We start from the raw sequence: 22,786 nt of genomic DNA, 5'->3' as shown, positions 1-22,786 counted from the left end.
TGTCACGCTCTCAAACCCTAGGCTCCGCATCAAGTGCGGAGCACAGCATCGGATATTTGGACTTTATCCGCCAGCGCTGCTAGATTCTGCCCATGGATAGCGCCAACACCCTTGTGAAGGACTTTTCCCGCCATTTACGCGAAGGACGGCGTCGTTCGCAGCACACAGTGCGCGCCTATGTGACCACAGCCGAACGGTTCTGTGCTTTTCTGATGGAGCATATCGGCGGCGCCGTTGGTTCGAAGGAAATCAAGGCCCTCAAGCAGACGGATATACGCTCCTATCTCGCCTTTCGCCGCGGCGAGGGATTAACTAACAATAGCGCGGCACGGGAGTTATCCGCCATTCGCTCATTTCTGAAATTTGTCGGCGGCGATGCTGATGATACTGGTGCGCAAATCCCGAAAATCAAAGGGCCCAAAGTGACGCGCGGCGTCCCGCGTCCGGCCTCCCCGATGATATCATCGCGATGGCCGAGGATATTGCCAAAAGCGCCAGCAGCGATTGGGTCGGCGCGCGCGACTGGGCGGTGCTGCTTCTGCTTTATGGATCGGGGCTCCGGATCAGCGAGGCCCTTGACCTGACCGGTGACTCTCTGCCCTTATCCGATACACTGCGTGTAACCGGCAAACGTGGCAAGACGCGGATTGTGCCGTTACTGCCGCAGGTACGCGAAGCGGTTGGCCAATATATCGACCTGTGCCCGCACATCATGGTGCCGGAAAAAGCGATTTTCCGCGGCAAGCGTGGCGGACCGCTATCGCCCAACATTATCCGCCGGGTCGTCCAACAAGCTCGAGGGAAACTGGGCCTGTCGGACAAGACCACACCTCATGCCTTGCGCCACAGCTTTGCGACACACCTATTGGCTGGCGGTGCGGATTTGCGGAGCCTGCAGGAATTGCTCGGCCATGCGAGCTTAAGCAGCACGCAGGTCTACACGGCGGTTGATGCGGCGCATTTGCTGGATGTATATCAGAATGCCCATCCTCGGGCGGGGTGATGATGGGTGAGAATATAGACCCGATAGAGCTAGCGAAGCGCACAACCAAAGACGTTTACGAACGCCAAGCGCGCCACTGGGATGAAATCAGGTCCAATGCACTCCACGAAAAGCCCTGGCTAGACCGCTTTGCATCGGCGCTTCCGGCCAGTGGCAGGCTGCTGGATTTGGGATGTGGTTCGGGCATTCCGGTAGCGGGCTATTTTCTGGAGAAAGGATATGATCTGGTCGGCGTAGATTATTCCCCAACCATGATCGATTTGGCGCGCCAGCACTTCCCGCAAGCGCAATGGAAAGTTCAGGATATCACCAAGCTGAAGTTGAACGGTCAGTTTGATGGTATTTACAGCTGGGATGGCTTTTTTCATCTGTCCGTTGCCCAGCAGCGGGACGTTATTCCTTCTCTGTGCCAGTCGACCAAATCTGGCGGCTCGATCATGCTGACCATTGGCACCGGCGAAGGAGAAGTGACCGGAACAGTTGGCGGCGAGACCGTCTATCACGCCAGTCTTGATCCGAAAGAGTATAAGGAGCTTTTCAAAGAATATGGATTTGCAGACGTGCAATATGTTTCAAAAGACCCAGAGAGTTTGGGGCGTTCGGTATTGTTAGCGTCTGGTAAGCGGGCGCAAATTTACCCTGTCCTATAGCGAGTAGAATTTGGGATATAATCCGTCGCGTATCCTCGGGTCGGTAAATCAACACTGGGCGAAAATTTAAAATGTTCTATCGCCAATAACTTTTCGTCGATTTTACTGCAACCGCCGCTCAATCGCATCCCAAATCATCCCAGAAGTATCGGTGCCATTAAACGCATCTATCGCCACAATCCCCGTCGGCGACGTCACGTTAATCTCGGTCAGCCACTTCCCGCCAATCACATCAATGCCCACGAAAATAAGCCCCAGTCGTTTCAGGTCCGGTCCCATAGCAGCGCAAATTTCTTTTTCGCGATCGGTGAGCTCCGCCGCTTCGGCATAGCCGCCTTGCGCAAGATTAGAGCGGAACTCGCCTTTGCCCGGCTTGCGGTTGATCGCGCCGGCCACTTTGCCGTCGATCAAAACGATTCGCTTGTCGCCTTCCTGCACTTCGGGGAGAAACGGCTGGATCATATGCGGTTCCGGCCATGTCTGGTTAAAGACTTCAATTAAGGCGCTCAAATTGCTGCCATCTTCTGGTACCAGGAAGATCGCCTTGCCACCATTGCCGTGCAACGGCTTGACGACAATGCCGCCATGCTCGTTCTGAAAGGCACGGATTTCATCGATGTTCCGCGATACCAATGTCGGCGGCATAAATTGGGCATAGTCCAATACGTAGACTTTCTCCGGCGCATTGCGGACCGATACCGGATTATTGACAACCAACGTCTCGCCCTCAATCCGCTCCAGCAAATGCGTGGCGGTGATATAGCCGACGTCAAAGGGCGGATCCTGCCGCATCAACACCACATCGATATCGCTGCCAAGGTCCAGTCGTACCTGTTCACCAAATTCATAATGATCACCCTCAACCTGCTGCACTTTCACCGGATGCGCGAGCGTGGTCAGGCGACCTGCGAGATAGGTCAGGTCTTTGACATCATAATGATAGAGCCTATGGCCGCGCTTTTGCGCTGCGATCATCAGCGCAAAGCTGCTGTCTCCGGCAATATTCACGCTTTCCATAGGGTCCATTTGCACGGCGATTTTCAAAGTCATAGAGGCGCTTTCTCAGGTCATCGGGTTAGCACGATCAAAACCCGTGCCACACATTGGCTAAATGGGTCGGCAAGCGGCGCGGCGCAACCAAAATCACATCGATCCGGGCATTTTCGCCATTTTTGCAATATTCCGGGTAGAGAATTTCCACCGCTGCTGCGACGCGTTGCAGGCGACGTTGGTCGATGGATGTTTCCAGATCTTCCGCCTTCGTCCGTGCTTTTACTTCTACAAAGGCGACCAGTCCAGCGCGCTTGGCTATGATATCAACTTCGCCGCGCGGCGTTCGTGCCCGCTGCGCCAATATCCGCCAGCCATGCAACCGCAGCCAACCCGCCGCAATGCTCTCTGCGCGCCGTCCCTGTTGTTCGGCACGTTTGCGATTCATTTTTGCGCGTCCGCTTTCCAGCGGTTAGTCAGATCATAAAGCTCTTTGCGATCAGTATCAAATGCGCGCGCCACTTCACTGGCCGCCTTGGAGGCCGGTAGGCGTTCCAACGCTGAACGCAATGCGGTTTCTATATCTTCGCTGCTCGCCGGTTCTGCAACTCCCGGCGGACCGATGACTACGACAATCTCGCCCTTGGGCTTTTCAGTAGCATAGCGATGTGCAAGGTCGGACAGGCTGCCCGTCACCGTTTCCTCAAATTTTTTCGTGATTTCCCGAATGACGGCTGCTGCCCGATCACCCAAATTATTCTCAGCATCAGCCAGCATCGCACCCAGGCGGGATCCATTTTCATAGAAAACCAGCGTCGCCTTAACCCACTTCAGCTCTTCCAAAACCTCGCCGCGTGCTTTTGCTTTGCTCGGCAAAAAACCCTCAAACAGAAACCGGTCACTGGGCAATCCGGAAAGCGTCAGCGCCGCGATGACAGCACTTGGCCCAGGGATCGTCGTCACATAAGCGCCGGCCGCCTGCGCATCGCGAACCAATTTGTAACCAGGGTCGGAAATAAGCGGCGTGCCAGCGTCACTTACAAGTGCGACAATTTTACATCCCACCATCGCTAAAATATCATGCCGCTCCTGCTCACCCTTATGGTCATTATAGACCATCATTTTCTTCTTTTTACCGATATAGTTCAGAAGTTTACCTGTAACTCTTGAGTCCTCGACCAATATAAGATCAGCAACAGCGAGGATTTCTTCCGCCCTGCGCGATAAATCTCCGAGGTTGCCGATTGGTGTGGCGACGATATACAGGCCATGTTCAATGGGAGCAGACATAATGAAGGCCATGGCAGATAAATCGCAGATAGGACAGAGTGAAACAATGGAACCAACTATCCAAAGCGGACGCCGCAGCCTGTTGAAATATGCCGGGCTAGCCTCCATCATTTTTCTGGCGGGTTGTGAAACAATGGTTCCGCGCGGCGGCGAACGCGCGCCTACCCCAACGCCAACACCGCCACCGGTAACCAGCGGTCTGCCGACGGACCAGACGCATCACCGTATTGCGTTGTTGGTTCCGCTATCCGGTAAAAATGCCGGCGTTGGACAATCGCTGGCCAATGCAACAACCATGGCACTGCTGGATACCAAAGCGGGCAATATCCGCATGACCAACTATGATACGGCAAAAGGCGCGACGGTGGCTGCGCGCAAAGCGATAGCCGATGGCAACAAACTGGTGATCGGACCGCTACTTAGCGATAATGTTGTCGCTGTTGCGAATATCGCGCGTCCTGCTGGCGTACCAATTCTCAGCTTTTCTAACGACGCTGGCGTGGCGGGTAACAACGTGTTCCTGCTCGGTCATATCCCTTCACAATCCATTGATCGCGTGGTCAGCTATGCCAAATCCAAAGGTATGAGCCGATTTGCTGCGCTAGTGCCCAATGGCGTTTACGGCCAACGGGCATCGTCCGCATTGCTACGCTCTGTAAAAGACGTGGGTGGAACCGTTGTCTCAATCCAGAATTTCAGCCGCGACTCCCGATCTGTCGAAGCCGCTACCAAGAAGCTCTCTGAAAATGGCGATTTTGATGCGGTTCTGTTGGCCGACAACGGCACCATGGCAATCAAAGCGGCGCCCTTTATTCGCAAAAATGCGAGCGGCAGCGCGAAGATACTCGGCACCGACTTGTGGAACACCAGCAGCAATCTTGCCGGTTCCCCAGCTATGCGCGGAGCCTGGTTCGCTAGTGTATCAGACGGACTGTATCGGCAATATGCCGGCAAATATCGCAGCCGCTATGGCCGCGCACCTTTCCGGCTTTCCAGCCTGGGTTATGATTCAGTATTGCTGACCGTTAAAGTTGCACAAAATTGGGAAGTCGGTACGCCCTTCCCAATTGAGCAATTGACCGATTCAGGCGGATTTATTGGGCTGGATGGCGTCTTCCGTTTCCGGCGCAACGGCGTCTCTGAACGTGCGTTAGAAGTGCAAGAGATCAAAAGCGGCAGCTTCACAGTCGTGGACGCCGCACCGAAGGGTTTTTGATAGCGCTTCATTAGCGCTCCGCTCTTAATGCTGAGCGCTCACCGATTACCCGATATTCTGACCAGTATCTTTCCAGTCAGCCAAGAAACCTTCAATACCCTTGTCGGTTAGCATGTGCTTGAACAACCCGCGAATAACATTCGGCGGCATTGTCCCGACATCTGCGCCGATACGGGCGGACTCCAACACGTGAATCGGGTGGCGGATGGATGCGACCAAAATCTCGGTATCGAAAGCGTAGTTGTCGTAAATCAAGCGAATGTCATCAATCAGCTTCATACCGTCAAAACCATTATCGTCATGGCGGCCAACAAAGGGCGAGATAAAGCTCGCGCCTGCCTTGGCTGCGAGCAAAGCCTGATTGGCGGAGAAGCACAGCGTGACATTGACCATCGTGCCTTCGCTGGTCAGCGCCTTACAGGTTTTTAGGCCATCAATAGTCAATGGCACTTTGATGCAGACGTTATCCGCAATTTTCCGCAGCACTTCCGCCTCTTTCATCATGGTCTCATGATCCAGTGCAACCACTTCTGCGGAAACCGGGCCATCAGTCAGTCCGCAAATCTCTTTGGTGACTTCCATAATGTCACGCCCCGACTTCTTGATCAGCGACGGATTGGTGGTCACACCATCTACCATTCCCGTTGCTGCCAAGTCGGCAATTTCGGCGGTGTCGGCGGTATCAACAAAGAATTTCATGGGCTTATGCTCCTAAAATGGGTGCGGTGATGAATATTTGCCAAGGCCTAACCTTTTTTCGCGAAAGACGAAACAGATCACGAAAACGGGCTGTGCAAAAAGCTGTGGATAGCTTGGGGGCTTTCAACCCTTAAAATCCATGAGATTATACAGCTTATACACAGAATCGCCTAAAAATCGCGCGTACCTATTCAGATTAAAAATACTATTATCGCTGATAGTTACATAATCTTTTAGGCGAACGACCCGCCTGGTACCAATTAGAGCATGATAATATCGATTGGCAGCCGTGTGGGAAAGTCAAATGATGGTTCCTCGACCGATCCCAATTAAGTCAAACCGAATATTCCAATTAAGACGGGATCATTAGTAGCCTGCGGATTGGCCCTGATTTTCGCTTCCTCGGCACCAATTGCAAGATAGATGGCATCGCTAACCTTTGCCGTGACATCTTCGCTGATATCGGCAAAGTTGATATCGCTGACTTGGGACAGCACCAGATTGATGATTTCATTGTCAAACAGGTTCAAACCTTTGCTCACTCCCGGCAAGATCCGGGTGGCAAGCGACGTCCCCATCTGGTTTTGCAGCAATGTCGTCGCAGCGCGATCTCCGCCTTTGATAATCGCGGCAGCGTCGGATATGCTCATGTTGCGAATGGTCTCGGCAATAATCGGTGCGGCCAAATCTGCGCCGGTTTCGGCCGCACGATTTACCTGTTTCAACAACCGTTTCTGGATGGGCTTTGACCGCAACACCGCCGTCGCGATATTCGTGACGCGCGTCCCGCCCAATCGCTCTGGCACCGATATCCGGGCAACCTGACTGTCGAAAAATCCGTTGGGTTGCATCAATTCAGCAAAGGCATTTTGTGATGACTGGGTCAGCAACCGCCTGATCGCATCGGTCAGGCTAAAGGCTGGAAGGCTCGCACAACCCGGCAATGCGAGCATGGTAGCGGCGGCACCGGCGGCCAAAAATTTACGGCGGTCAATATTTTGCATGATTGTAATCCCCTAATCCCTCTGCACACGCATAGCAGTTGGTGACGCAATACCAAACCATGCTTATATGGCCAGTATGAATCGCGTCGATGCCCCGATCAGAAACAGAGTAAGAGTGGTTTTACTCAATGCCGCTTTAGGCCCGCTTGATTACCGAGTGCCCGAAGACATGGATGTATTCCACGGTTCGATCGTCATGGCACCATTGGGGCCCCGAAAAATGCCCGGTGTAGTTTGGGACGCGGACAGTTTTCCAGTAGATGAAATCGACGCCAAAAAGCTCCGCCCCTTGCTAGAATTGCGAGAAGTTCCGCCGTTATCTGCGCCACTACGGAAGCTGATCGAATGGGTCGCACGCTATTATTTCGCTTCTCCAGCTTCAGTCCTGCGTATGGTTTTATCGAGCGGTGCGGCTTTTGCGGACAATCGCCCAATCACAGAATATCGACTGAACGGTAATATACCGAAGCGGATGACGCCGCAGCGGGAGCAGGCGCTGGAAAAACTTGCCGGTGTGCAAGGCACAATTAGTGAATTGGCCTTTAAAGCCGATGTATCCATCGCGGTCATGAGAGGATTGGAAAAAGCAGGCGCCTTGGATAGCAGTCAAGCATCTCCTTTTGCGGACATCACTCGTCCTGATCCGGATTTTGCCAAGGTTGACCTAAGCGATGATCAGAAACAAGTCAGTGAAAAGCTCGTTCACGCGGTACAAGACTCGGTTTTCCAACCTTATTTGCTGGATGGAGTGACGGGTTCCGGCAAGACAGAAGTTTATTTTGAAGCGGTAGCAGAGGCACTTCGTCAGGATAAGCAAACCTTGGTCCTGCTGCCTGAAATCGCTCTGACCGAGCCATTTCTTGACCGGTTCAAAGCGCGTTTTGGAACCGAACCCATCGCCTGGCATAGCGGGTTGAAACAATCCGACCGTAAAAGAAACTGGCACGCGCTTGCGGACGGTGACGCGAGGGTAATCGTGGGCGCACGATCAGCTCTATTTCTACCCTATAAAAACCTAGGACTGATCATTGTGGATGAAGCCCATGAGGTAAGCTTCAAACAGGAAGACGGTGTGCGCTATCATGCCCGTGATGTCGCAGTAATGCGGGGACTGCATGAAAAAATCCCGATCGTACTGGCCTCTGCCACACCCGCGATTGAAAGCCGTCATCAGGTGGAACAGGGCAATTATGAGCTGCTGGAACTGCCCGCCCGCTTTGGCGCGGCAACCTTGCCAGAGATAGAGGCGCTTGATCTCACCCAAGATATTCCGGAACGCGGGTCCTGGCTCGCGCCGACACTGATTAACGCGCTGGAAGAAAATTTAGCCAAAGGCGAGCAATCCCTGCTTTTTCTTAATCGCCGGGGCTTTGCTCCGCTGACTTTGTGCCGCACTTGTGGTCATCGAATAAATTGCCCCAATTGCACTGCTTGGATGGTGGAACACCGGCTAACCAAGCGCCTTGCTTGCCACCATTGCGGCCATGTCATGCCGCAACCGGAAAAATGCCCAGAATGCGGTGACGAGGACTCGCTGGTCGCTTGTGGTCCGGGGGTCGAACGTATTTGCGACGAGGTACAAATGCTATTCCCGCAAGCGCGAACGGCGATTGTCACCTCTGACACCATCTGGTCGCCGGCCAAAGCTGGTGAATTTGTGGCTCAAATGGAGGCTGGTGCGATTGATATTGTTGTGGGTACACAGCTTGTCACCAAGGGCTATCATTTTCCCAATCTGACTTTGGTTGGTGTTGTCGACGCGGATATCGGGTTGGAAGGCGGCGATCTGCGCGCCGCAGAACGCAGTTTCCAGCAAATAGCACAAGTCGCAGGCCGCGCAGGTCGAGCGGACAAGCCAGGACATGTCTACGTACAGACACGCATGCCTAGCGCGCCTGTGATCCAGGCATTAATTAAAGGCGATCGAGATGGGTTCTATAATGCAGAAACGGAGTCCCGCCGCGCTGCTGCCGCGCCGCCTTTCTCAAGACTAGCCGCGATTATTATTTCGTCTGAGGACAATGCAGAAGCCATTGAAACCGCACGCCTGATTGGTCAGACAGCGCCCAAACTGGACGGGTTTGCGGTCTATGGCCCTGCTCCTGCACCGCTTGCCATGCTGCGTGGCCGCCATCGGCATCGCTTGCTTGTTCATGCACATCGTTCAGTGGAGCTGCAGGCAATCATGCACCAATGGCTCGAAAAACTGGAATGGCCCAGAGCAGTGCGGGTCGGTGTTGACGTAGATCCCTACAGCTTTGTTTGATCCGCGGAAAATGGAACAAAGTTTTGCTCTGCACTTGATGCGGAGCCTCTGGTAGTGTTAGCGCTGCTTTCACTCTGGGCTCCGCATCAAGTGCGGAGCGCGAAACATTGAAGGCTCGTTGATGAACCGTTTCCTCGCCATGTTTACGATCGCCCTTGCGGCCCTATTTGCTAGCCCTGCTCAAGCAGATCCGGCCGATATTAGCGCAGCTAGTCGATCTGTTGTCCGCGTGGTGCTGGCGGCGACCGATGGCGATAAAGTGGCGTTTGTTGGCCATGGCAGCGGCTTTGCTGTCGCACCGGACAAGATTGTCACCAATGCCCATGTCGTCGAAATAGCCCGGCAGGAAAAATCTGTAGTTATCGGCATTGTGCCATCACAGGGCGGCACCAGCTATGGCGGAAAGGTGATCGCTTATTCATCCGGCAATGATCTCGCGCTTATCCAATTACAGGATGGCGGACGACTGCCACCGATGACTATCTTTGGCGGCCCGGTGGCCGATGGGGCAGATGTCGTGGCCATTGGTTATCCCGGTTCCGTTGACCGGGCTCAAGGACTGAACCTTGATGATTTGATTAACCCGATGTCGCCGGTCAAAACCCGTGGATCTGTATCGGGCGGGCGCAGCACAAAGCAATTTGATACGATTTTGCATACCGCCCCCATCGCCAGCGGTAATAGCGGCGGCCCCCTGATCGATAATTGTGGCCGCATATTGGGCGCAAACAGCTTTGGATCACTGTCCGATGGAAATGATGCAGAATTTGGTTTTGCGGTATCCAGTCGCGAAATTCTATCGTTTTTGCGCAAGGCCGGCGTGAAAGTTGGACTGACTGCTACACCATGCCGCTCTTCTGCCGATATCAGCCTGCAAGAACAGCGCCGCGAAGCGGCTGCGCGTGCCAAAATGGAGGCGTTGCAAAGGGCCGAGAAGGCCAAGCGCCAGCAAGCCGAAACCAAATTGCGGACCACCATATCACAGGATATTGTTACAGAGCGGGAAAATCAGATGGCGGTTGCCGCCCTGATGCTGGTGCTGTCGCTAGTTGCAGCTGGCGGCGCAGGTTATCTGATGCTTCGGGACCAACGAACACCCGCGATCGGGACTGCGGGCGGTGCGGCGTTGCTGCTGGTTGGCGCTATCCTGGTATTTCTATCCCGGCCTGCTTTTAGTGAGATTGATGACCGTGTAGCTGTAGCGATGAAGGAACAACTGCCCGATGACAATGGCACTAACGGCGGTCAAAATCTGGCCACTGCTGGTAAATATCAATGCCGCTTAAATCCCGAACGCAGCCGGATCACAGTATCGCAAACCGACTCTCTCGACATTGACTGGACGGAAGGCGGTTGTGTCAACGAACGCACCCAATATGGTCGTGATGGCGCTAAATGGTCACGCATTTTTGTACCCAATGAAGAGCAAACCGTCACAATCAGCAGCTTTGACCCCACGCGCGCGGAGTTTACCACCGAGCGCTATCTCCTGGGCCTTGCCGCGATGACCAAGGCGCGGGAGATCCGCAAGCAATATGGTAATCGAGCTTGTACGACAGACGAACAGGCGCTGTCGGACATTGCGGAAATGGTAAAGGCAATCCGCACCGAATTACCGATGCAGACCAATGAGCGGCTGGTATATGAATGCGAAAAATTGTCGCAATGATTAAAATTTCAATATGATTACGGATCGAGAGCGCAAGTCCGCTACGCGCTTCGTCCTGTTCACCATATTCATTTATTCCGTTGGGTTCGGCATCATCATGCCGGTCTTGCCCGAGTTAATTATTGAGCTTGAAGGCGTCAGCCTATCCGAAGCAACATTAATTGGCGGCTTCATCAGCGCCACTTATGCGCTGTTCCAGTTTCTCATGGGACCATTAGTCGGCAATCTTGGTGATCGATTTGGCCGCCGCCCGGTATTTCTAATCTCGCTGCTAGCCTTCGGGATTGATTTTGCACTGATGGGATTAGCGCCCTCGATCATCTGGCTGTTTATCGGCCGCGCCATTGCCGGCGGCCTTGGCGCGATATTTGGTCCGGCCAATGCCGCGATGGCCGATATGTCGAGCGACGAGGATCGCGCCAAAAGCTTTGGTCTGGTCGGTGCCGCTTTTGGCATTGGATTTATCATTGGACCTGCGCTTGGCGGTTTTTTAGGCGATTATGGAACACGCATTCCGTTTTTCGTCGCTGGCGGCCTTGCTTTTTTGAATTTCATTTACGGCTGGTTTGCTTTTCCGGAGACTATTGCCCCCGAAGAGAAACGGCCCTTTGACTGGAAACGCGCCAATCCACTGGGTGCCTTGCTCAATCTTGGGAAATTACCAAAGCTGCTAGGGGTCGCCGCCATTTATTTCATGTGGATGCTCAGCAATTCCATTTATCCAACAAGCTGGGCCTTTTTCGCGCCAGCACAATATGGCTGGGACAGCAAGATGGTGGGGATATCACTCACTTGCGTAGGGGTATCAACTGCACTGGTGCAAGCCCTGTTAATCGGTCGTTTTGTCGGTACTGTGGGAGAGAGGAAAACCGCCATTTTCAGTATCTCTGTCGCCATTATCATGTTCGCGATCTATGCATTGTTCGATAGCGGCTGGGTTGCGCTACTCCTATGCCTGATCGTCGGACTGCAAGGCATGGCGATGCCCAGTATCAACGCAATGATGTCGCGCCGAACGCCGAGTAATATGCAAGGAGAGTTGCAAGGCTTTAACGGCAGCATGGCTGCCCTCGCTGCAATGATCGCACCGCTTCTATATAATGGTTCGCTGTCCTATTTCACCAGCGACGCGGCGCCCTTCCGCTTTGTCGGAGCCCCTTTTGCCATTGCAGCCATTGTAGCGATCATTCCCCTATTCTTGCTAATGATCATAAAGCCATCACCGGACCACAAAGGGTAAGGCGGCGGTTCTTAACTTTCGAATATTTTGAGTGCCTCTGCCTCGAAGGCTGACATGGCCGCCATCCAGGGGCCGGGACCATAGCTAATGCGAGCAACACCCAGTTCGGCCAGTCGCAATGTTGACGGGCTATCCGGCATCATCATGACGTTGATCGGCAATTTCGCTTTCGCGCATATATCACCAATCAGCTTTTCACTGATCGCGAAGGGGACGAAAAAGCTGCCTGCTCCTGCATCGGCATAGGCCTGACACCGCTCCAGTGCCTTTTGCGCAAGCGCACCATCATGGTCGGGTATTGGCGTCTGGATGAATAGATCGGTTCTGGCGTTGATAAACAGTCCCGTGTCAGCCGCCACCTTGATGCGATCCGCCTGTGCCGAAACATCACGCAACCCGCCTGCCGAAAAATCTTGATCTTCGAGATTCAGGCCGGCGACGCCGACGTCTTTCATTTGCTGCGCATTCGCGCCCACGGCTGCGGCACTATCACCATAACCGGTCTCCAGATCGACAGTGACCGGCACATCGACGGCTGAAACGATATGTCTGGCATTGGTCAGTGCAAAATCAAAGGGCAACTTCTCACCATCGTCGAAGCCTTGCGCTCCTGCCACCGACAAACTGCCCGTGGCCACGGCCTTAGCACCTGCACGAACAGTGGCTTGGGCGCTGCCTGCGTCCCAGATATTATACAGCACCAATGGCTGTCCCGGTTGATGAAGTTCAGTAAACTGTTGGATCCTGCCCGTCATTTCGTGGTTTCCTTTTCGAGCAAACGCTCTTTGATTTCTAAGCCATAGGCATAACCGCCCATGCTACCATCGCTGCGCACCACGCGGTGGCACGGTATCAAAACTGCAACATTATTGGCGCCATTAGCGCTGCCCACTGCCCTTACCGCCTTGGGTTTACCAATCGCCACCGCGATGTCGGCATAGCTCCGGGTTTCGCCGAGCGGGATTTTCTGAAGCTCTTGCCACACCGCCTCCTGAAACGCAGTGCCTTGAACATCCAGCGGTATATGGCTGAAGTCGCCGGGCTTCTCGACAGAGGCGGTGACTTGGCTAACCAAAGCCTGAAACGCGTCATCACCCGGCTGCAAGTCAGCGTTGGGGAAGCGTGCGTTTAATTGTTCTTCGCCTTCGTTAAAAGACAGACAGCAAACGCCTTTATCTGTGGCCGCGACCATCATGGTACCCAGCGATGTTTCGACATTGGTCCATTGGATCGAAACCCCTGCACCACCATTTTTCCAAGCACTGGCTTTCATGCCTAACCTCTTTCCATTGTCTGCGTAAAAACGAGAAGCGGAACCATAGCCCGCGTCATATATAGCCTCTGTCACCGATGCACCGCCGTCTAAGGCTTCCTTTGCTCGTTCGGATCGCAACGCCCGCGCATAAGCCGCCGGAGACAGACCCATCTCGCGTTTAAATATCCGCTGTAAATGGGTTGGCGAATAGCTGGTCATCACACCCAATTCATCCAATGTCGGCGTTGTTTCCGCCATGCGGATGGCATCAATCACCGCTTTGACGGCCGCATCATCGCGTGCGACATCCTTTGGCAAACAACGCAAACAAGCCCTTAATCCTGCAGCTTCTGCTTGCTCTGGCTTGGCAAAAAAGCGCACATTTTCTCTCTTCGGATGGCGCGCGGCGCAGGAGGGGCGGCAATAAATACCAGTAGTCAGCACGCCGGTTACAAATTTACCGTCAAAAGACCGGTCGCGATCCGCCACCGCTTGCCAGGCTCTATTATCATCAATCAAGGATTCGTGCTTGCTCATGTTCTTCTTCTGCCAGCCTTTCCAATCCCCCGCATCCCGTATCTTGCGATCAAAGCAAAAACTTACCTCTGACATAATCAGACAGCTTGAAAATCTGCCTTTTTTGGCATTCTTAAAAAACCGGTCGAGTGCCATCTTGCATCGCAGCAAAATGGTTGCTAGACGCCGCCCAACTAAAGGCAAGATACGATGTATTTCGCCTGCAAACGGGTACCAAATATTATCACGATTTTGGTCAGTTGTCTGACCAGAATTTCAGGCCAATAATTCAGGCACGGAGTAACAAACGCGTGGAGAATTCCAGCGGCATTAGGGCGAGTTTAGCGGGGCGTTACGCCACCGCGCTCTTCGCTTTGGCCACCGAAAATAAAGCCATCGATAAAGTGGAAGTAAGCCTCGCTTCGCTGCACAAAGCGATGAGCGAATCGGACGACCTGAAAGCACTGATCAGCAGTCCAGTGTTATCTCGCGGCGATGCGGGCAAAGCTGTTGCTGGTATTGCTAAGAAAATGAAACTGGACGATCTGACTACTAATGTACTTGGTGTTCTGGCGGCCAATCGCCGTCTCGATCAGATACCATCGGTCATTCGCGCCTTCTCTACCTTGGCCTCCAACCATCGCGGTGAGATTACCGCTGAAGTGACCTCCGCTCATCCGCTGGATGATGTACAGATTGACGCGCTTAAGGCGCAGCTTAAAAAACGTGTGGGAAGCGATGTATCGGTTTCCACCTCCGTCGATCCGTCCATCCTGGGCGGTCTGGTCGTCAAAATTGGCAGCCAAATGATCGACAACTCAATTAAAACCCGTTTGAACACGCTTTCCCAAGCCATGAAAGGCTAATGGCTCAGGCCATAAAGGACTAAAGGAAGAATAATGGATATTCGCGCAGCAGAAATTTCAAAGGTCATCAAGGACCAGATCGCCAATTTTGGCAACGAAGCCCAAGTTTCCGAAGTCGGATCCGTTTTGGCTGTTGGTGACGGCATTGCCCGTATTCACGGTCTTGATCAAGTGCAAGCTGGTGAGATGGTTGAATTCTCAAACGGTACGCAGGGTATGGCGCTGAACCTCGAAGCCGACAATGTCGGTGTCGTGATCTTTGGTTCGGATGCCGATATTAAAGAAGGCGACGTTGTTAAACGGACGGGCACGATTGTGGACGTTCCCATCGGCAAAGAACTGCTCGGACGTGTTGTCGACGGTCTTGGCAATCCCATCGACGGCAAGGGCCCAATCAAAACCACGCAGCGTAGCCGCGTTGAAGTCAAAGCGCCGGGCATTATTCCGCGTAAATCGGTTCATGAGCCTGTTCAGACCGGTCTTAAAGCGCTCGATGCTTTGGTCCCAGTCGGTCGCGGCCAGCGCGAATTGATCATTGGTGACCGCCAAACCGGTAAGACCGCTGTCGCCATCGATACCTTCATCAACCAGAAGACGGTCAATGCCGGTGATGACGAAGGCAAGAAACTCTATTGCATCTATGTTGCTGTGGGCCAGAAGCGCTCCACCGTTGCGCAGATCGTACGTCAGCTCGAAGAAAACGGCGCGATGGAATATTCGATCGTTGTGGCCGCTTCCGCTTCCGAACCCGCTCCGCTGCAATATCTCGCACCTTATACTGGTGTGACAATGGGCGAATATTTCCGCGACAACGGCATGCACGCTTGTATCGTTTATGACGATCTCTCGAAACAGGCTGTGGCTTATCGTCAGATGTCCTTGTTGCTGCGTCGTCCTCCGGGCCGCGAAGCTTATCCTGGTGACGTTTTCTATCTTCACTCACGTTTGCTCGAACGTGCCGCGAAGATGAATGAAGATAACGGTTCTGGTTCACTGACCGCATTGCCGATCATTGAAACGCAGGCTGGTGACGTTTCCGCTTATATTCCAACCAACGTGATTTCGATTACCGATGGTCAGATCTTCCTCGAAACCGACCTGTTCAACCAAGGCATCCGTCCTGCGATTAACGTGGGTCTGTCAGTTTCCCGTGTGGGTTCTGCCGCACAAACGAAAGCGATGAAAAAGGTTTCCGGTTCGATTAAACTCGATCTCGCGCAATATCGCGAAATGGCAGCCTTTGCCCAGTTCGGTTCCGATCTGGATGCCTCCACTCAGAAATTGCTGAATCGCGGTGAACGTTTGACGCAGCTTTTGAAACAGGCACAATTTTCTCCGCTGGCTTTTGAGGAGCAAGTGACTTCGATCTATGCTGGCACCAATGGCCATCTCGACGATGTCGCGGTAACCGATGTTGTGCGCTATGAAGAAGCAATGCTTGCTCATATGCGTTCTGACCATAGCGATTTGTTGAAAACTATCCGTGAAAGTGGCGACCTTTCCGATGACAGCAAGAAAGCAATGGAAGAAGCTCTCGTCGCCTTTGGTAAGAGCTTCGCTTAACGGACTTTGACTATCACTGTGCTCCCGCGAAGGCGGGAGCCTAGATCCCCGCCTTCGCGGGGATACGAATAAGGGGCCAAAATGGCTAGTTTGAAAGAACTCAAAGACAGGATCGGGTCAGTTAAATCGACTCAGAAGATCACCAAGGCCAAAAAGATGGTGGCTGCAGCCAAATTGCGCCGAGCGCAAATGGCAGCAGAGGCTGCACGTCCTTATGCCACGGAAATGGCAAAGGTTATGGCCAGCCTGGCTGGAAAAGTAACGGTGGATGAAAATTCACCTAAATTACTCGCCGGTACGGGCAAGGATCAGGTACACCTCCTGGTTGTCGCCACCTCTGATCGCGGGCTTTGCGGCGCGTTTAACGCAAATATCGTCAAAGAAGCCCGTCTGGCGGCGGAAAAGCTGGTCAACGAAGGTAAAGACGTACTGTTTTACATGGTTGGCCGCAAAGGCTTGCCGGTGATCAAGCGCGTTTATGAAGACAAGATCGTCAAACATTTCGATACGAGCAATGTCAAAGCGCCAGGTTTTGAAGAAGCCAAAGCTATTGCAGAGGACCTCACTGAAATGGTCGAAGATGGTAAATTTGATGTCGCGCATCTCTTCTATTCCAGGTTCAAATCCGCTCTGGTGCAAGAACCAACACAGCAACAGATTATTCCTGTTGCTATCGAAACCGCTGAAGGTGCAGGTTCCGATGCTGCGGTAGAATATGAACCGGATGAGGAAGAAATTCTCACCGAATTGCTTCCGCGCAACCTGACAACCCAGATTTTCGGTGCATTGCTGGAAAATAACGCCGGAGAACAAGGTGCATCGATGACAGCGATGGAAAACGCAACCCGTAACGCTGGCGATCTGATCGATAGCCTGACCATCGAATATAACCGCAGCCGTCAGGCCGCAATTACCACCGAATTGATTGAAATTATCGCTGGCGCTGAAGCGCTCTAAAGCAAGTACGCAAGGAAAGACAAATGGCAAAAACCAACAATGTAGGCCGCATTTCACAGGTTATCGGCGCTGTCGTCGACGTAACCTTTGATACGGACATTCCGGCAATTTTGTCGGCTCTTGAAACCGACAATAACGGTAACCGGCTGGTGCTTGAGGTTGCTCAGCATCTCGGCGAGAACACGGTTCGTACCATCGCAATGGATGCAACTGAAGGTTTGACCCGTGGTCAGGAAGTTACCGACACTGGATCACAGATCATGATGCCGGTTGGCCCAGAAACATTGGGACGCATCATGAACGTTGTGGGCGAGCCGATTGATGAGCTTGGCCCGATTGGCGCAAAAAGCACTGCACCAATCCACGCAGAAGCGCCTGCTTTTGTGGATCAGTCCACCGACAGTGAAATTCTCGTCACCGGTATTAAGGTTGTTGATTTGCTCGCGCCATATGCAAAGGGCGGTAAAATTGGTCTGTTCGGCGGTGCCGGCGTGGGCAAGACCGTGCTTATTCAGGAACTGATCAACAACATCGCAAAAGGTCATGGCGGTACATCCGTTTTCGCCGGTGTTGGTGAACGTACCCGCGAAGGTAATGACCTTTATCACGAATTTCTCGACGCGAACGTTATCGCCAAGGGCGAAGATGGCAACGCAATCTCTGAGGGTTCCAAAGTGGCCCTCGTCTACGGCCAGATGAACGAGCCTCCAGGCGCGCGTGCCCGCGTGGCTCTGTCCGGTCTGACCATCGCGGAATATTTCCGTGATCAGGAAGGCCAGGACGTATTGTTCTTCGTCGATAACATCTTCCGCTTCACGCAGGCCGGTTCAGAAGTGTCCGCGCTGCTTGGCCGTATTCCTTCCGCTGTGGGCTATCAGCCAACCCTGTCCACCGACATGGGCGCGTTGCAGGAGCGGATTACGTCCACCAACAAAGGGTCGATTACATCGGTTCAGGCCATTTATGTTCCTGCCGATGACTTGACCGATCCGGCACCGGCAACGTCTTTTGCCCACTTGGACGCAACCACCGTTTTGAACCGCGCGATTTCTGAGCTGGGTATCTACCCCGCTGTTGACCCGCTCGATTCAACGTCTCGTGTTCTGGAACCACGCGTTGTGGGTCAGGAACATTATGATACGGCCCGTGCTGTTCAGGAAACCCTACAGAAATATAAGTCGCTACAGGATATTATCGCCATTCTTGGCATGGACGAGCTATCGGAAGAGGATAAGCTGGTCGTTGCTCGCGCGCGGAAAATTCAGAAATTCCTGTCACAGCCTTTCCACGTTGCGGAAGTCTTTACTGGCATCAAAGGGAAATTTGTTGATCTGGAAGACACGATCAAGTCGTTCAAAGCAGTTGTTGATGGTGAATATGATCATCTTCCTGAAAATGCCTTCTACATGGTCGGCGGCATTGAAGAAGCGCTTGAAAAAGGCAAGAAACTGGCAGCAGAAGCGGCCTAATCCATTCCCCCTCCCTCATGGGAGGGGAATAGGGACATTGATTGATGGCAAATCTACATTTCGAACTCGTAACCCCTGAAAAGCTCGTCCGGTCGGATGATGTTTATATGGTTGTGGTGCCCGGCACAGAAGGCGACTTTGGCGTGTTGGAAGGTCATGCGCCGTTTATGTCCACCGTTCGTGATGCGGAGCTGACCGTCTACGCCAGCGAAGGCGCTGAGGCAGAAATCATTACTGTTCAGGGTGGTTTTGCCGAAGTGAATGAAAAAGGCCTGACCGTATTGGCCGAGGCCGTTTCCTAAATAAAAGACCGCGCTCATGCTGAGCCTGTCGAAGCATCCTTGCAAATCCTGACCCATCCTTCGACAAGCTCAGGATGAGCGCTGTGAGGCTAAGCTAAGCTTCCAATACCGTCGTGGCTTTGCGCTCACTGCGCCACAGGAACAACCCGCTTAGCAGGATCAACCCGCCACCCACCAGGGCGAGTGGGTCAATCGCATCACCGAATATAAACACGCTGATCAAAGACGCGATGATGAGCTGAATATAGACAATCGGTGCAATCGCCGCCGCTGTCGTCCGCATCGTCGCCATATACAGCAAAAAATGACAGCTGGTCGCTGTTACCGCCACAATCGCACAGCGCAAAATGACATCCCAATCAGGCGCACCGGGAATATGCATGACTGGTAAAACGAAATGTCCAATACCAGATGCAATCGACAAAAAAATGGCGGCCCAGAAAGCGATGTAAAACTGTGCTGCGAATATCGAACGCTGGCTGGATACCATGCGGTTAAGGATTAACATGGCGGCCATCGCCACGGCCGAGAATAGCGGTAAGATCGCAACCCAACCAAAAGCCGCCACGTTGGGGCGCAACATGATCAAAACACCGCCAAAAGCAACGATGGTCGCTATCCAAGTTGCCGGACGCATCTTCTCTTTCAAAAACCAACCGGAAAACAAAGCGGTCAATATCGGGTTAACGAAGGATATGGCCACAGCGTCGGCCAAAGGCATGATATAAATAGCTGAAAAGAAAGTAATTGTTCCGACCGCCAAGGTCATTCCTCGGGCGGCATGCAACCATGGCCGGCTAATCTGAAAACCAGCCCTACCCTCTCGCCAAAAGAGAATGGCAGCCAGAGCGATAGCACCAATAGTGAAACGCAACGCCGCGACCGCAGGTGCGGGCCAATCACCAGCCATCGATTTGATAAAGGCATCGCCGATGGGAAAACCAGAAAAAGCAATCAGTGCCAATAGGATACCGCTACCCGCAACCGTCTTGCCAATATTTTTATCTGCCTGCAAAACTCGTCCGATCTCGATAAGTGCCAGATCACCGATTGCAGGCTATTTGGCAACACACAACCATCATTTCTTCAGTGAAACAAATAACATAAAACCAAAACTGTCCCATCACCATTATCCAAACATTAACCATTTTCCTTGAAAGAGATGTTTGATGATTTGGGAACACACTATTTCCGGCGGAGAGACATGAGCGCATTTGGTAAGAAAAATGGATTGGGTGGCGGCAGACCGTCATTTGGCGTCGCGAAACCAATGTCAGGCGGCGGGAGCAAACCGGCTGATCCTGAAGAGCTCGACAAATCCGGCGGTGGTGATCAATTTCCATCCATAGATGCCGTGCCGCTGCCCGGTGAAGAAAGTGAAGCCGCCAAAGGACCGGATCAAGGCGACGCCATGTCGCGTCTTGCCGAGCGTTCCAATCCTTTGCCTGAAGAAGGTGACAAGGATGAAGGCTTTGGCGCATCCGTCCATAAAATTAAAGAACAGGTGCTTCCGCGCTTGCTGGAACGGGTTGATCCCGAAGCTGCAGCCACGCTCAACAAGGAAGAGCTGACCGAAGAATTCCGTCCGATCATCATGGAAGTGTTGACCGAACTAAAACTAACGCTGAACCGACGCGAGCAATTCGCGCTTGAGAAAGTGCTGGTTGACGAGCTTCTCGGCTTTGGTCCACTTGAAGAATTGCTCCAAAATCCGGATATTTCGGATATCATGGTGAACGGCCCTGAACAGACCTATATCGAGATTAAGGGTAAGCTGGAGATCGCGCCGATTAAGTTTCGCGATGAAGAACATCTTTTCCAGATCGCCCAGCGGATTGTGAACCAGGTCGGCCGGCGTGTCGACCAAACCACGCCGCTTGCCGATGCGCGTCTTGCCGATGGTTCTCGTGTGAACGTCATCGTACCGCCATTGAGCCTTAAAGGCACAGCGATCTCCATTCGTAAATTTTCTGAAAAGCCTATTACCCTCGACATGATGCAGGGCTTCGGCTCGATGTCGACGGCCATGTGTACAGCGCTGAAAATCGCTGGTGCTTGCCGGTTCAACGTGGTGATTTCAGGTGGTACGGGTTCTGGTAAAACGACCATGCTCAACGCCATGTCGAAAATGATCGATCCCGGCGAGCGCGTGCTGACCATCGAGGATGCCGCCGAGCTTCGCTTGCAGCAACCGCACTGGTTGCCGCTCGAAACCCGTCCACCAAACCTTGAGGGCGAAGGGGCTATCACCATCGGCGATCTCGTGAAAAACGCCCTGCGTATGCGTCCTGACCGGATCATCCTGGGTGAGATTCGTGGCGCGGAATGTTTCGATCTTCTCGCTGCCATGAACACGGGCCATGATGGCTCCATGTGTACGCTTCACGCCAACTCTCCGCGCGAGTGTCTTGGCCGTATGGAGAACATGATCTTGATGGGTGACATCAAGATCCCGAAAGAAGCTATTTCACGCCAAATTGCAGAATCCGTTGACCTGATTGTGCAGGTGAAACGTCTGCGCGATGGTTCGCGTCGGACGACCAACATCACCGAGGTGATCGGGATGGAAGGTGACGTGATCGTGACGCAGGAATTGTTCAAATATCAGTATCTCGACGAGGATGCCGACGGCAAGATTATCGGTGAATATCAATCATCCGGCCTGCGTCCCTATACGCTTGAAAAAGCGCGTCAGTACGGGTTTGAGCAGCCCCTGCTTGAGGCTTGCCTCTAGGCACGGCCTATTCGGTTGAGATAAAACCCAATCCGAAGGCCACCGAAATACCGAATGTCAGCAGCGATGCCGCGGAGATAAACTGCCACGGCATGAAACCGACTTTGTCGATATCCTTGCGTTTACTGCGCCGCCGGTTGGCGACCTCGGAAATGACCGTGATAGTCGCTGCGACAGCGCAGACAACCATCCACTGCGGAACCATCTTGGCTCAGCCTTTATCAAGCATCTTGATGATGCCGGAAAAGTCCATGCCGCCCTGCTCTTCGCCTTCTGCATATTGCTCATAAAGCGCGACGGCTTTTTCGCCCATAGGGACCTGAGCACCGGCGCTTTGTGCAGCCTCCATCGCCAGACGCAAATCCTTGAGCATCAGCGCGGCTGCAAAACCGCCCTCATAGCCATTATCCGCCGGGCTTTGCGGGCCAACACCGGGTACCGGACAATAGCTTGTCATCGACCAGTTCTGGCCCGAAGCCTTGGATGAGATATCGTAGAAATTCTGGAGATCAAGCCCAAGCTTTTCGGCCATTTTAAAGGTCTCGCAGGTTGCAATCATCGATGCGCCGAGCAGCATGTTGTTGCATATTTTCGCTGCTTGTCCCGCGCCATTATCCCCGGCGTGAATCACAGCCTTGCCCATATCGGATAAAATTGGCTCAGCGCGATTAAACGCCTCCTCGCTACCACCGACCATAAAAGTCAGTGTGCCGCCATTGGCCGCGGCAATACCGCCCGAAACAGGCGCATCAACTGGCAGAATTCCTTTGGCCTTAGCCATTTCCGCGACATCGCGCGCGCTATCCACGTCAATCGTCGAACAATCGAGAACCAGCATCCCGGGCCCGGCGTTGATCACCACATCATTGGCATAGACGGCGCGGACATGCTTGCCCGCCGGCAGCATGGTGACGACAGCTTCCATGCCTCGTACCGCATCGGCGGCGTCGCTGACAGGATGACAACCGGCTTCTCCCGCTTTAGCGAGCGCTTCACCAGACAAGTCAAAGGCATGCACTTCATGCCCCGCCTTCGCCAGATTGGCAGCCATCCCGCCGCCCATATTGCCGAGACCGATAAATCCGATTTTCATGCTG

General features: G+C 53.2%; 21 protein-coding genes and 1 pseudogene. 12 read left to right on the top strand and 10 right to left on the bottom strand.

The window, feature by feature from the left end:
• Positions 1–92 precede the first annotated feature (92 nt).
• Both J4G78_RS15640 and J4G78_RS15635 read left to right on the top strand, forming a co-directional pair.
• Positions 93–1,003: pseudogene (locus J4G78_RS15640) on the top strand (tyrosine recombinase XerC).
• Entirely contained in the window at positions 1,003–1,653 is a 651-nt protein-coding gene (locus J4G78_RS15635) for a class I SAM-dependent DNA methyltransferase (protein ID WP_207987446.1), read from the top strand. The pseudogene J4G78_RS15640 and the gene J4G78_RS15635 overlap by 1 nt, the downstream one beginning before the upstream one ends.
• A gap of 102 nt (positions 1,654–1,755) precedes the next feature.
• Here J4G78_RS15635 and gshB read toward each other — a convergent pair whose 3' ends face one another.
• From gshB to rsmI, 3 genes are read right to left on the bottom strand one after another with little or no spacing between them, the layout of a single operon-like run.
• Positions 1,756–2,703 carry a glutathione synthase gene (gshB, locus tag J4G78_RS15630; protein WP_207987445.1) on the bottom strand — a complete coding sequence of 316 codons (948 nt, stop codon included), beginning with the start codon at positions 2,701–2,703 and terminating at the stop codon, positions 1,756–1,758.
• A gap of 34 nt (positions 2,704–2,737) precedes the next feature.
• Positions 2,738–3,091: a YraN family protein gene (locus J4G78_RS15625; RefSeq protein WP_207987444.1), complete on the bottom strand. Its 354-nt coding sequence runs from the start codon at positions 3,089–3,091 to the stop codon at positions 2,738–2,740.
• Positions 3,088–3,933, bottom strand: a complete 846-nt coding sequence (gene rsmI, locus J4G78_RS15620) for a 16S rRNA (cytidine(1402)-2'-O)-methyltransferase (protein ID WP_243457126.1) — start codon at positions 3,931–3,933, stop codon at positions 3,088–3,090. Before rsmI ends, J4G78_RS15625 begins: the two co-directional genes overlap by 4 nt.
• A gap of 10 nt (positions 3,934–3,943) precedes the next feature.
• Here rsmI and J4G78_RS15615 point away from each other — a divergent pair, with 10 nt between their 5' ends.
• On the top strand, positions 3,944–5,149 hold the full coding sequence (locus J4G78_RS15615; protein ID WP_243457339.1) for a penicillin-binding protein activator: 1,206 nt from the start codon (positions 3,944–3,946) through the stop codon (positions 5,147–5,149).
• A gap of 45 nt (positions 5,150–5,194) precedes the next feature.
• Here the strand turns inward: J4G78_RS15615 and fsa are convergent, their stop codons facing one another.
• Both fsa and J4G78_RS15605 read right to left on the bottom strand, forming a co-directional pair.
• Positions 5,195–5,848 carry a fructose-6-phosphate aldolase gene (gene fsa / locus J4G78_RS15610; RefSeq protein WP_207987442.1) on the bottom strand — a complete coding sequence of 218 codons (654 nt, stop codon included), beginning with the start codon at positions 5,846–5,848 and terminating at the stop codon, positions 5,195–5,197.
• Positions 5,849–6,177: 329 nt separating this feature from the next.
• On the bottom strand, positions 6,178–6,852 hold the full coding sequence (locus J4G78_RS15605; RefSeq protein WP_207987441.1) for a DUF4197 domain-containing protein: 675 nt from the start codon (positions 6,850–6,852) through the stop codon (positions 6,178–6,180).
• Positions 6,853–6,919: 67 nt separating this feature from the next.
• On the opposite strand from J4G78_RS15605, the gene J4G78_RS15600 reads away from it, so the two are divergent.
• The 3 genes from J4G78_RS15600 to J4G78_RS15590 all read left to right on the top strand — a co-directional run bounded on the left by J4G78_RS15600 (position 6,920) and on the right by J4G78_RS15590 (position 12,027).
• Positions 6,920–9,118 (top strand): primosomal protein N', encoded by a 2,199-nt coding sequence (locus J4G78_RS15600; protein ID WP_445669901.1) that lies wholly within the window; start codon positions 6,920–6,922, stop codon positions 9,116–9,118.
• A 121-nt stretch (positions 9,119–9,239) separates the two neighbouring features.
• Positions 9,240–10,787, top strand: coding sequence for a trypsin-like peptidase domain-containing protein (locus tag J4G78_RS15595; RefSeq protein WP_207987440.1), 1,548 nt, complete (start codon positions 9,240–9,242; stop codon positions 10,785–10,787).
• Between the two features lie 13 nt (positions 10,788–10,800).
• Positions 10,801–12,027: a TCR/Tet family MFS transporter gene (locus J4G78_RS15590; RefSeq protein ID WP_207987439.1), complete on the top strand. Its 1,227-nt coding sequence runs from the start codon at positions 10,801–10,803 to the stop codon at positions 12,025–12,027.
• Positions 12,028–12,038: 11 nt separating this feature from the next.
• Here the strand turns inward: J4G78_RS15590 and J4G78_RS15585 are convergent, their stop codons facing one another.
• On the bottom strand, positions 12,039–12,782 hold the full coding sequence (locus J4G78_RS15585; RefSeq protein WP_207987438.1) for an isocitrate lyase/PEP mutase family protein: 744 nt from the start codon (positions 12,780–12,782) through the stop codon (positions 12,039–12,041).
• A complete protein-coding gene (ada, locus tag J4G78_RS15580) occupies positions 12,779–13,819 on the bottom strand; it encodes a bifunctional DNA-binding transcriptional regulator/O6-methylguanine-DNA methyltransferase Ada (protein ID WP_207987437.1) in 1,041 nt (346 codons plus the stop codon). Before ada ends, J4G78_RS15585 begins: the two co-directional genes overlap by 4 nt.
• 290 nt (positions 13,820–14,109) lie before the next feature.
• Between ada and J4G78_RS15575 the strand changes: the two genes are divergently transcribed.
• The 5 genes from J4G78_RS15575 (at position 14,110) to J4G78_RS15555 (ending at position 18,955) form a co-directional block, all read left to right on the top strand.
• Positions 14,110–14,664: a F0F1 ATP synthase subunit delta gene (locus tag J4G78_RS15575; protein WP_207987436.1), complete on the top strand. Its 555-nt coding sequence runs from the start codon at positions 14,110–14,112 to the stop codon at positions 14,662–14,664.
• A 33-nt stretch (positions 14,665–14,697) separates the two neighbouring features.
• On the top strand, positions 14,698–16,227 hold the full coding sequence (gene atpA / locus J4G78_RS15570; protein WP_207987435.1) for a F0F1 ATP synthase subunit alpha: 1,530 nt from the start codon (positions 14,698–14,700) through the stop codon (positions 16,225–16,227).
• Positions 16,228–16,308: 81 nt separating this feature from the next.
• Positions 16,309–17,184: a F0F1 ATP synthase subunit gamma gene (locus J4G78_RS15565; RefSeq protein ID WP_207987434.1), complete on the top strand. Its 876-nt coding sequence runs from the start codon at positions 16,309–16,311 to the stop codon at positions 17,182–17,184.
• A gap of 23 nt (positions 17,185–17,207) precedes the next feature.
• Positions 17,208–18,653, top strand: a complete 1,446-nt coding sequence (atpD, locus tag J4G78_RS15560) for a F0F1 ATP synthase subunit beta (protein WP_207987433.1) — start codon at positions 17,208–17,210, stop codon at positions 18,651–18,653.
• Positions 18,654–18,697: 44 nt separating this feature from the next.
• Positions 18,698–18,955: an ATP synthase F1 subunit epsilon gene (locus tag J4G78_RS15555; RefSeq protein WP_207987432.1), complete on the top strand. Its 258-nt coding sequence runs from the start codon at positions 18,698–18,700 to the stop codon at positions 18,953–18,955.
• Positions 18,956–19,049: 94 nt separating this feature from the next.
• Here the strand turns inward: J4G78_RS15555 and J4G78_RS15550 are convergent, their stop codons facing one another.
• On the bottom strand, positions 19,050–19,970 hold the full coding sequence (locus J4G78_RS15550) for a DMT family transporter (protein WP_207987431.1): 921 nt from the start codon (positions 19,968–19,970) through the stop codon (positions 19,050–19,052).
• Positions 19,971–20,159: 189 nt separating this feature from the next.
• Between J4G78_RS15550 and J4G78_RS15545 the strand changes: the two genes are divergently transcribed.
• Positions 20,160–21,689, top strand: a complete 1,530-nt coding sequence (locus tag J4G78_RS15545; RefSeq protein ID WP_207987430.1) for a TadA family conjugal transfer-associated ATPase — start codon at positions 20,160–20,162, stop codon at positions 21,687–21,689.
• A gap of 7 nt (positions 21,690–21,696) precedes the next feature.
• Here J4G78_RS15545 and J4G78_RS15540 read toward each other — a convergent pair whose 3' ends face one another.
• Both J4G78_RS15540 and mmsB read right to left on the bottom strand, forming a co-directional pair.
• Complete coding sequence (locus J4G78_RS15540; protein ID WP_207987429.1) at positions 21,697–21,894, bottom strand: hypothetical protein; 198 nt, start codon at positions 21,892–21,894, stop codon at positions 21,697–21,699.
• Positions 21,895–21,900: 6 nt separating this feature from the next.
• The gene (gene mmsB, locus J4G78_RS15535; RefSeq protein WP_207987428.1) at positions 21,901–22,782 is read right to left on the bottom strand and encodes a 3-hydroxyisobutyrate dehydrogenase; all 882 of its coding nucleotides are present in this window, start codon (positions 22,780–22,782) and stop codon (positions 21,901–21,903) included.
• Positions 22,783–22,786: the final 4 nt, after the last annotated feature.

This window comes from Parasphingorhabdus cellanae (assembly GCF_017498565.1).
In the GTDB taxonomy this organism is placed as follows: Bacteria; Pseudomonadota; Alphaproteobacteria; order Sphingomonadales; family Sphingomonadaceae; genus Parasphingorhabdus; species Parasphingorhabdus cellanae.
This window is presented reverse-complemented; position numbering and strand designations above follow the sequence as displayed.

Excerpts from the sequence above, each read along its gene's own strand:
- J4G78_RS15635 (WP_207987446.1), top strand. The coding sequence starts at position 1,003 with ATGATGGGTGAGAATATAGACCCGATAGAGCTAGCGAAGCGCACAACC.
- gshB (WP_207987445.1), bottom strand. The coding sequence starts at position 2,703 with ATGACTTTGAAAATCGCCGTGCAAATGGACCCTATGGAAAGCGTGAAT.
- J4G78_RS15625 (WP_207987444.1), bottom strand. The coding sequence starts at position 3,091 with ATGAATCGCAAACGTGCCGAACAACAGGGACGGCGCGCAGAGAGCATT.
- rsmI (WP_243457126.1), bottom strand. The coding sequence starts at position 3,933 with ATGTCTGCTCCCATTGAACATGGCCTGTATATCGTCGCCACACCAATC.
- J4G78_RS15615 (WP_243457339.1), top strand. The coding sequence starts at position 3,944 with ATGGCAGATAAATCGCAGATAGGACAGAGTGAAACAATGGAACCAACT.
- fsa (WP_207987442.1), bottom strand. The coding sequence starts at position 5,848 with ATGAAATTCTTTGTTGATACCGCCGACACCGCCGAAATTGCCGACTTG.
- J4G78_RS15605 (WP_207987441.1), bottom strand. The coding sequence starts at position 6,852 with ATGCAAAATATTGACCGCCGTAAATTTTTGGCCGCCGGTGCCGCCGCT.
- J4G78_RS15600 (WP_445669901.1), top strand. The coding sequence starts at position 6,920 with ATGGCCAGTATGAATCGCGTCGATGCCCCGATCAGAAACAGAGTAAGA.
- J4G78_RS15595 (WP_207987440.1), top strand. The coding sequence starts at position 9,240 with ATGAACCGTTTCCTCGCCATGTTTACGATCGCCCTTGCGGCCCTATTT.
- J4G78_RS15590 (WP_207987439.1), top strand. The coding sequence starts at position 10,801 with ATGATTACGGATCGAGAGCGCAAGTCCGCTACGCGCTTCGTCCTGTTC.
- J4G78_RS15585 (WP_207987438.1), bottom strand. The coding sequence starts at position 12,782 with ATGACGGGCAGGATCCAACAGTTTACTGAACTTCATCAACCGGGACAG.
- ada (WP_207987437.1), bottom strand. The coding sequence starts at position 13,819 with ATGAGCAAGCACGAATCCTTGATTGATGATAATAGAGCCTGGCAAGCG.
- atpA (WP_207987435.1), top strand. The coding sequence starts at position 14,698 with ATGGATATTCGCGCAGCAGAAATTTCAAAGGTCATCAAGGACCAGATC.
- J4G78_RS15565 (WP_207987434.1), top strand. The coding sequence starts at position 16,309 with ATGGCTAGTTTGAAAGAACTCAAAGACAGGATCGGGTCAGTTAAATCG.
- atpD (WP_207987433.1), top strand. The coding sequence starts at position 17,208 with ATGGCAAAAACCAACAATGTAGGCCGCATTTCACAGGTTATCGGCGCT.
- J4G78_RS15555 (WP_207987432.1), top strand. The coding sequence starts at position 18,698 with ATGGCAAATCTACATTTCGAACTCGTAACCCCTGAAAAGCTCGTCCGG.
- J4G78_RS15545 (WP_207987430.1), top strand. The coding sequence starts at position 20,160 with ATGAGCGCATTTGGTAAGAAAAATGGATTGGGTGGCGGCAGACCGTCA.
- J4G78_RS15540 (WP_207987429.1), bottom strand. The coding sequence starts at position 21,894 with ATGGTTCCGCAGTGGATGGTTGTCTGCGCTGTCGCAGCGACTATCACG.
- mmsB (WP_207987428.1), bottom strand. The coding sequence starts at position 22,782 with ATGAAAATCGGATTTATCGGTCTCGGCAATATGGGCGGCGGGATGGCT.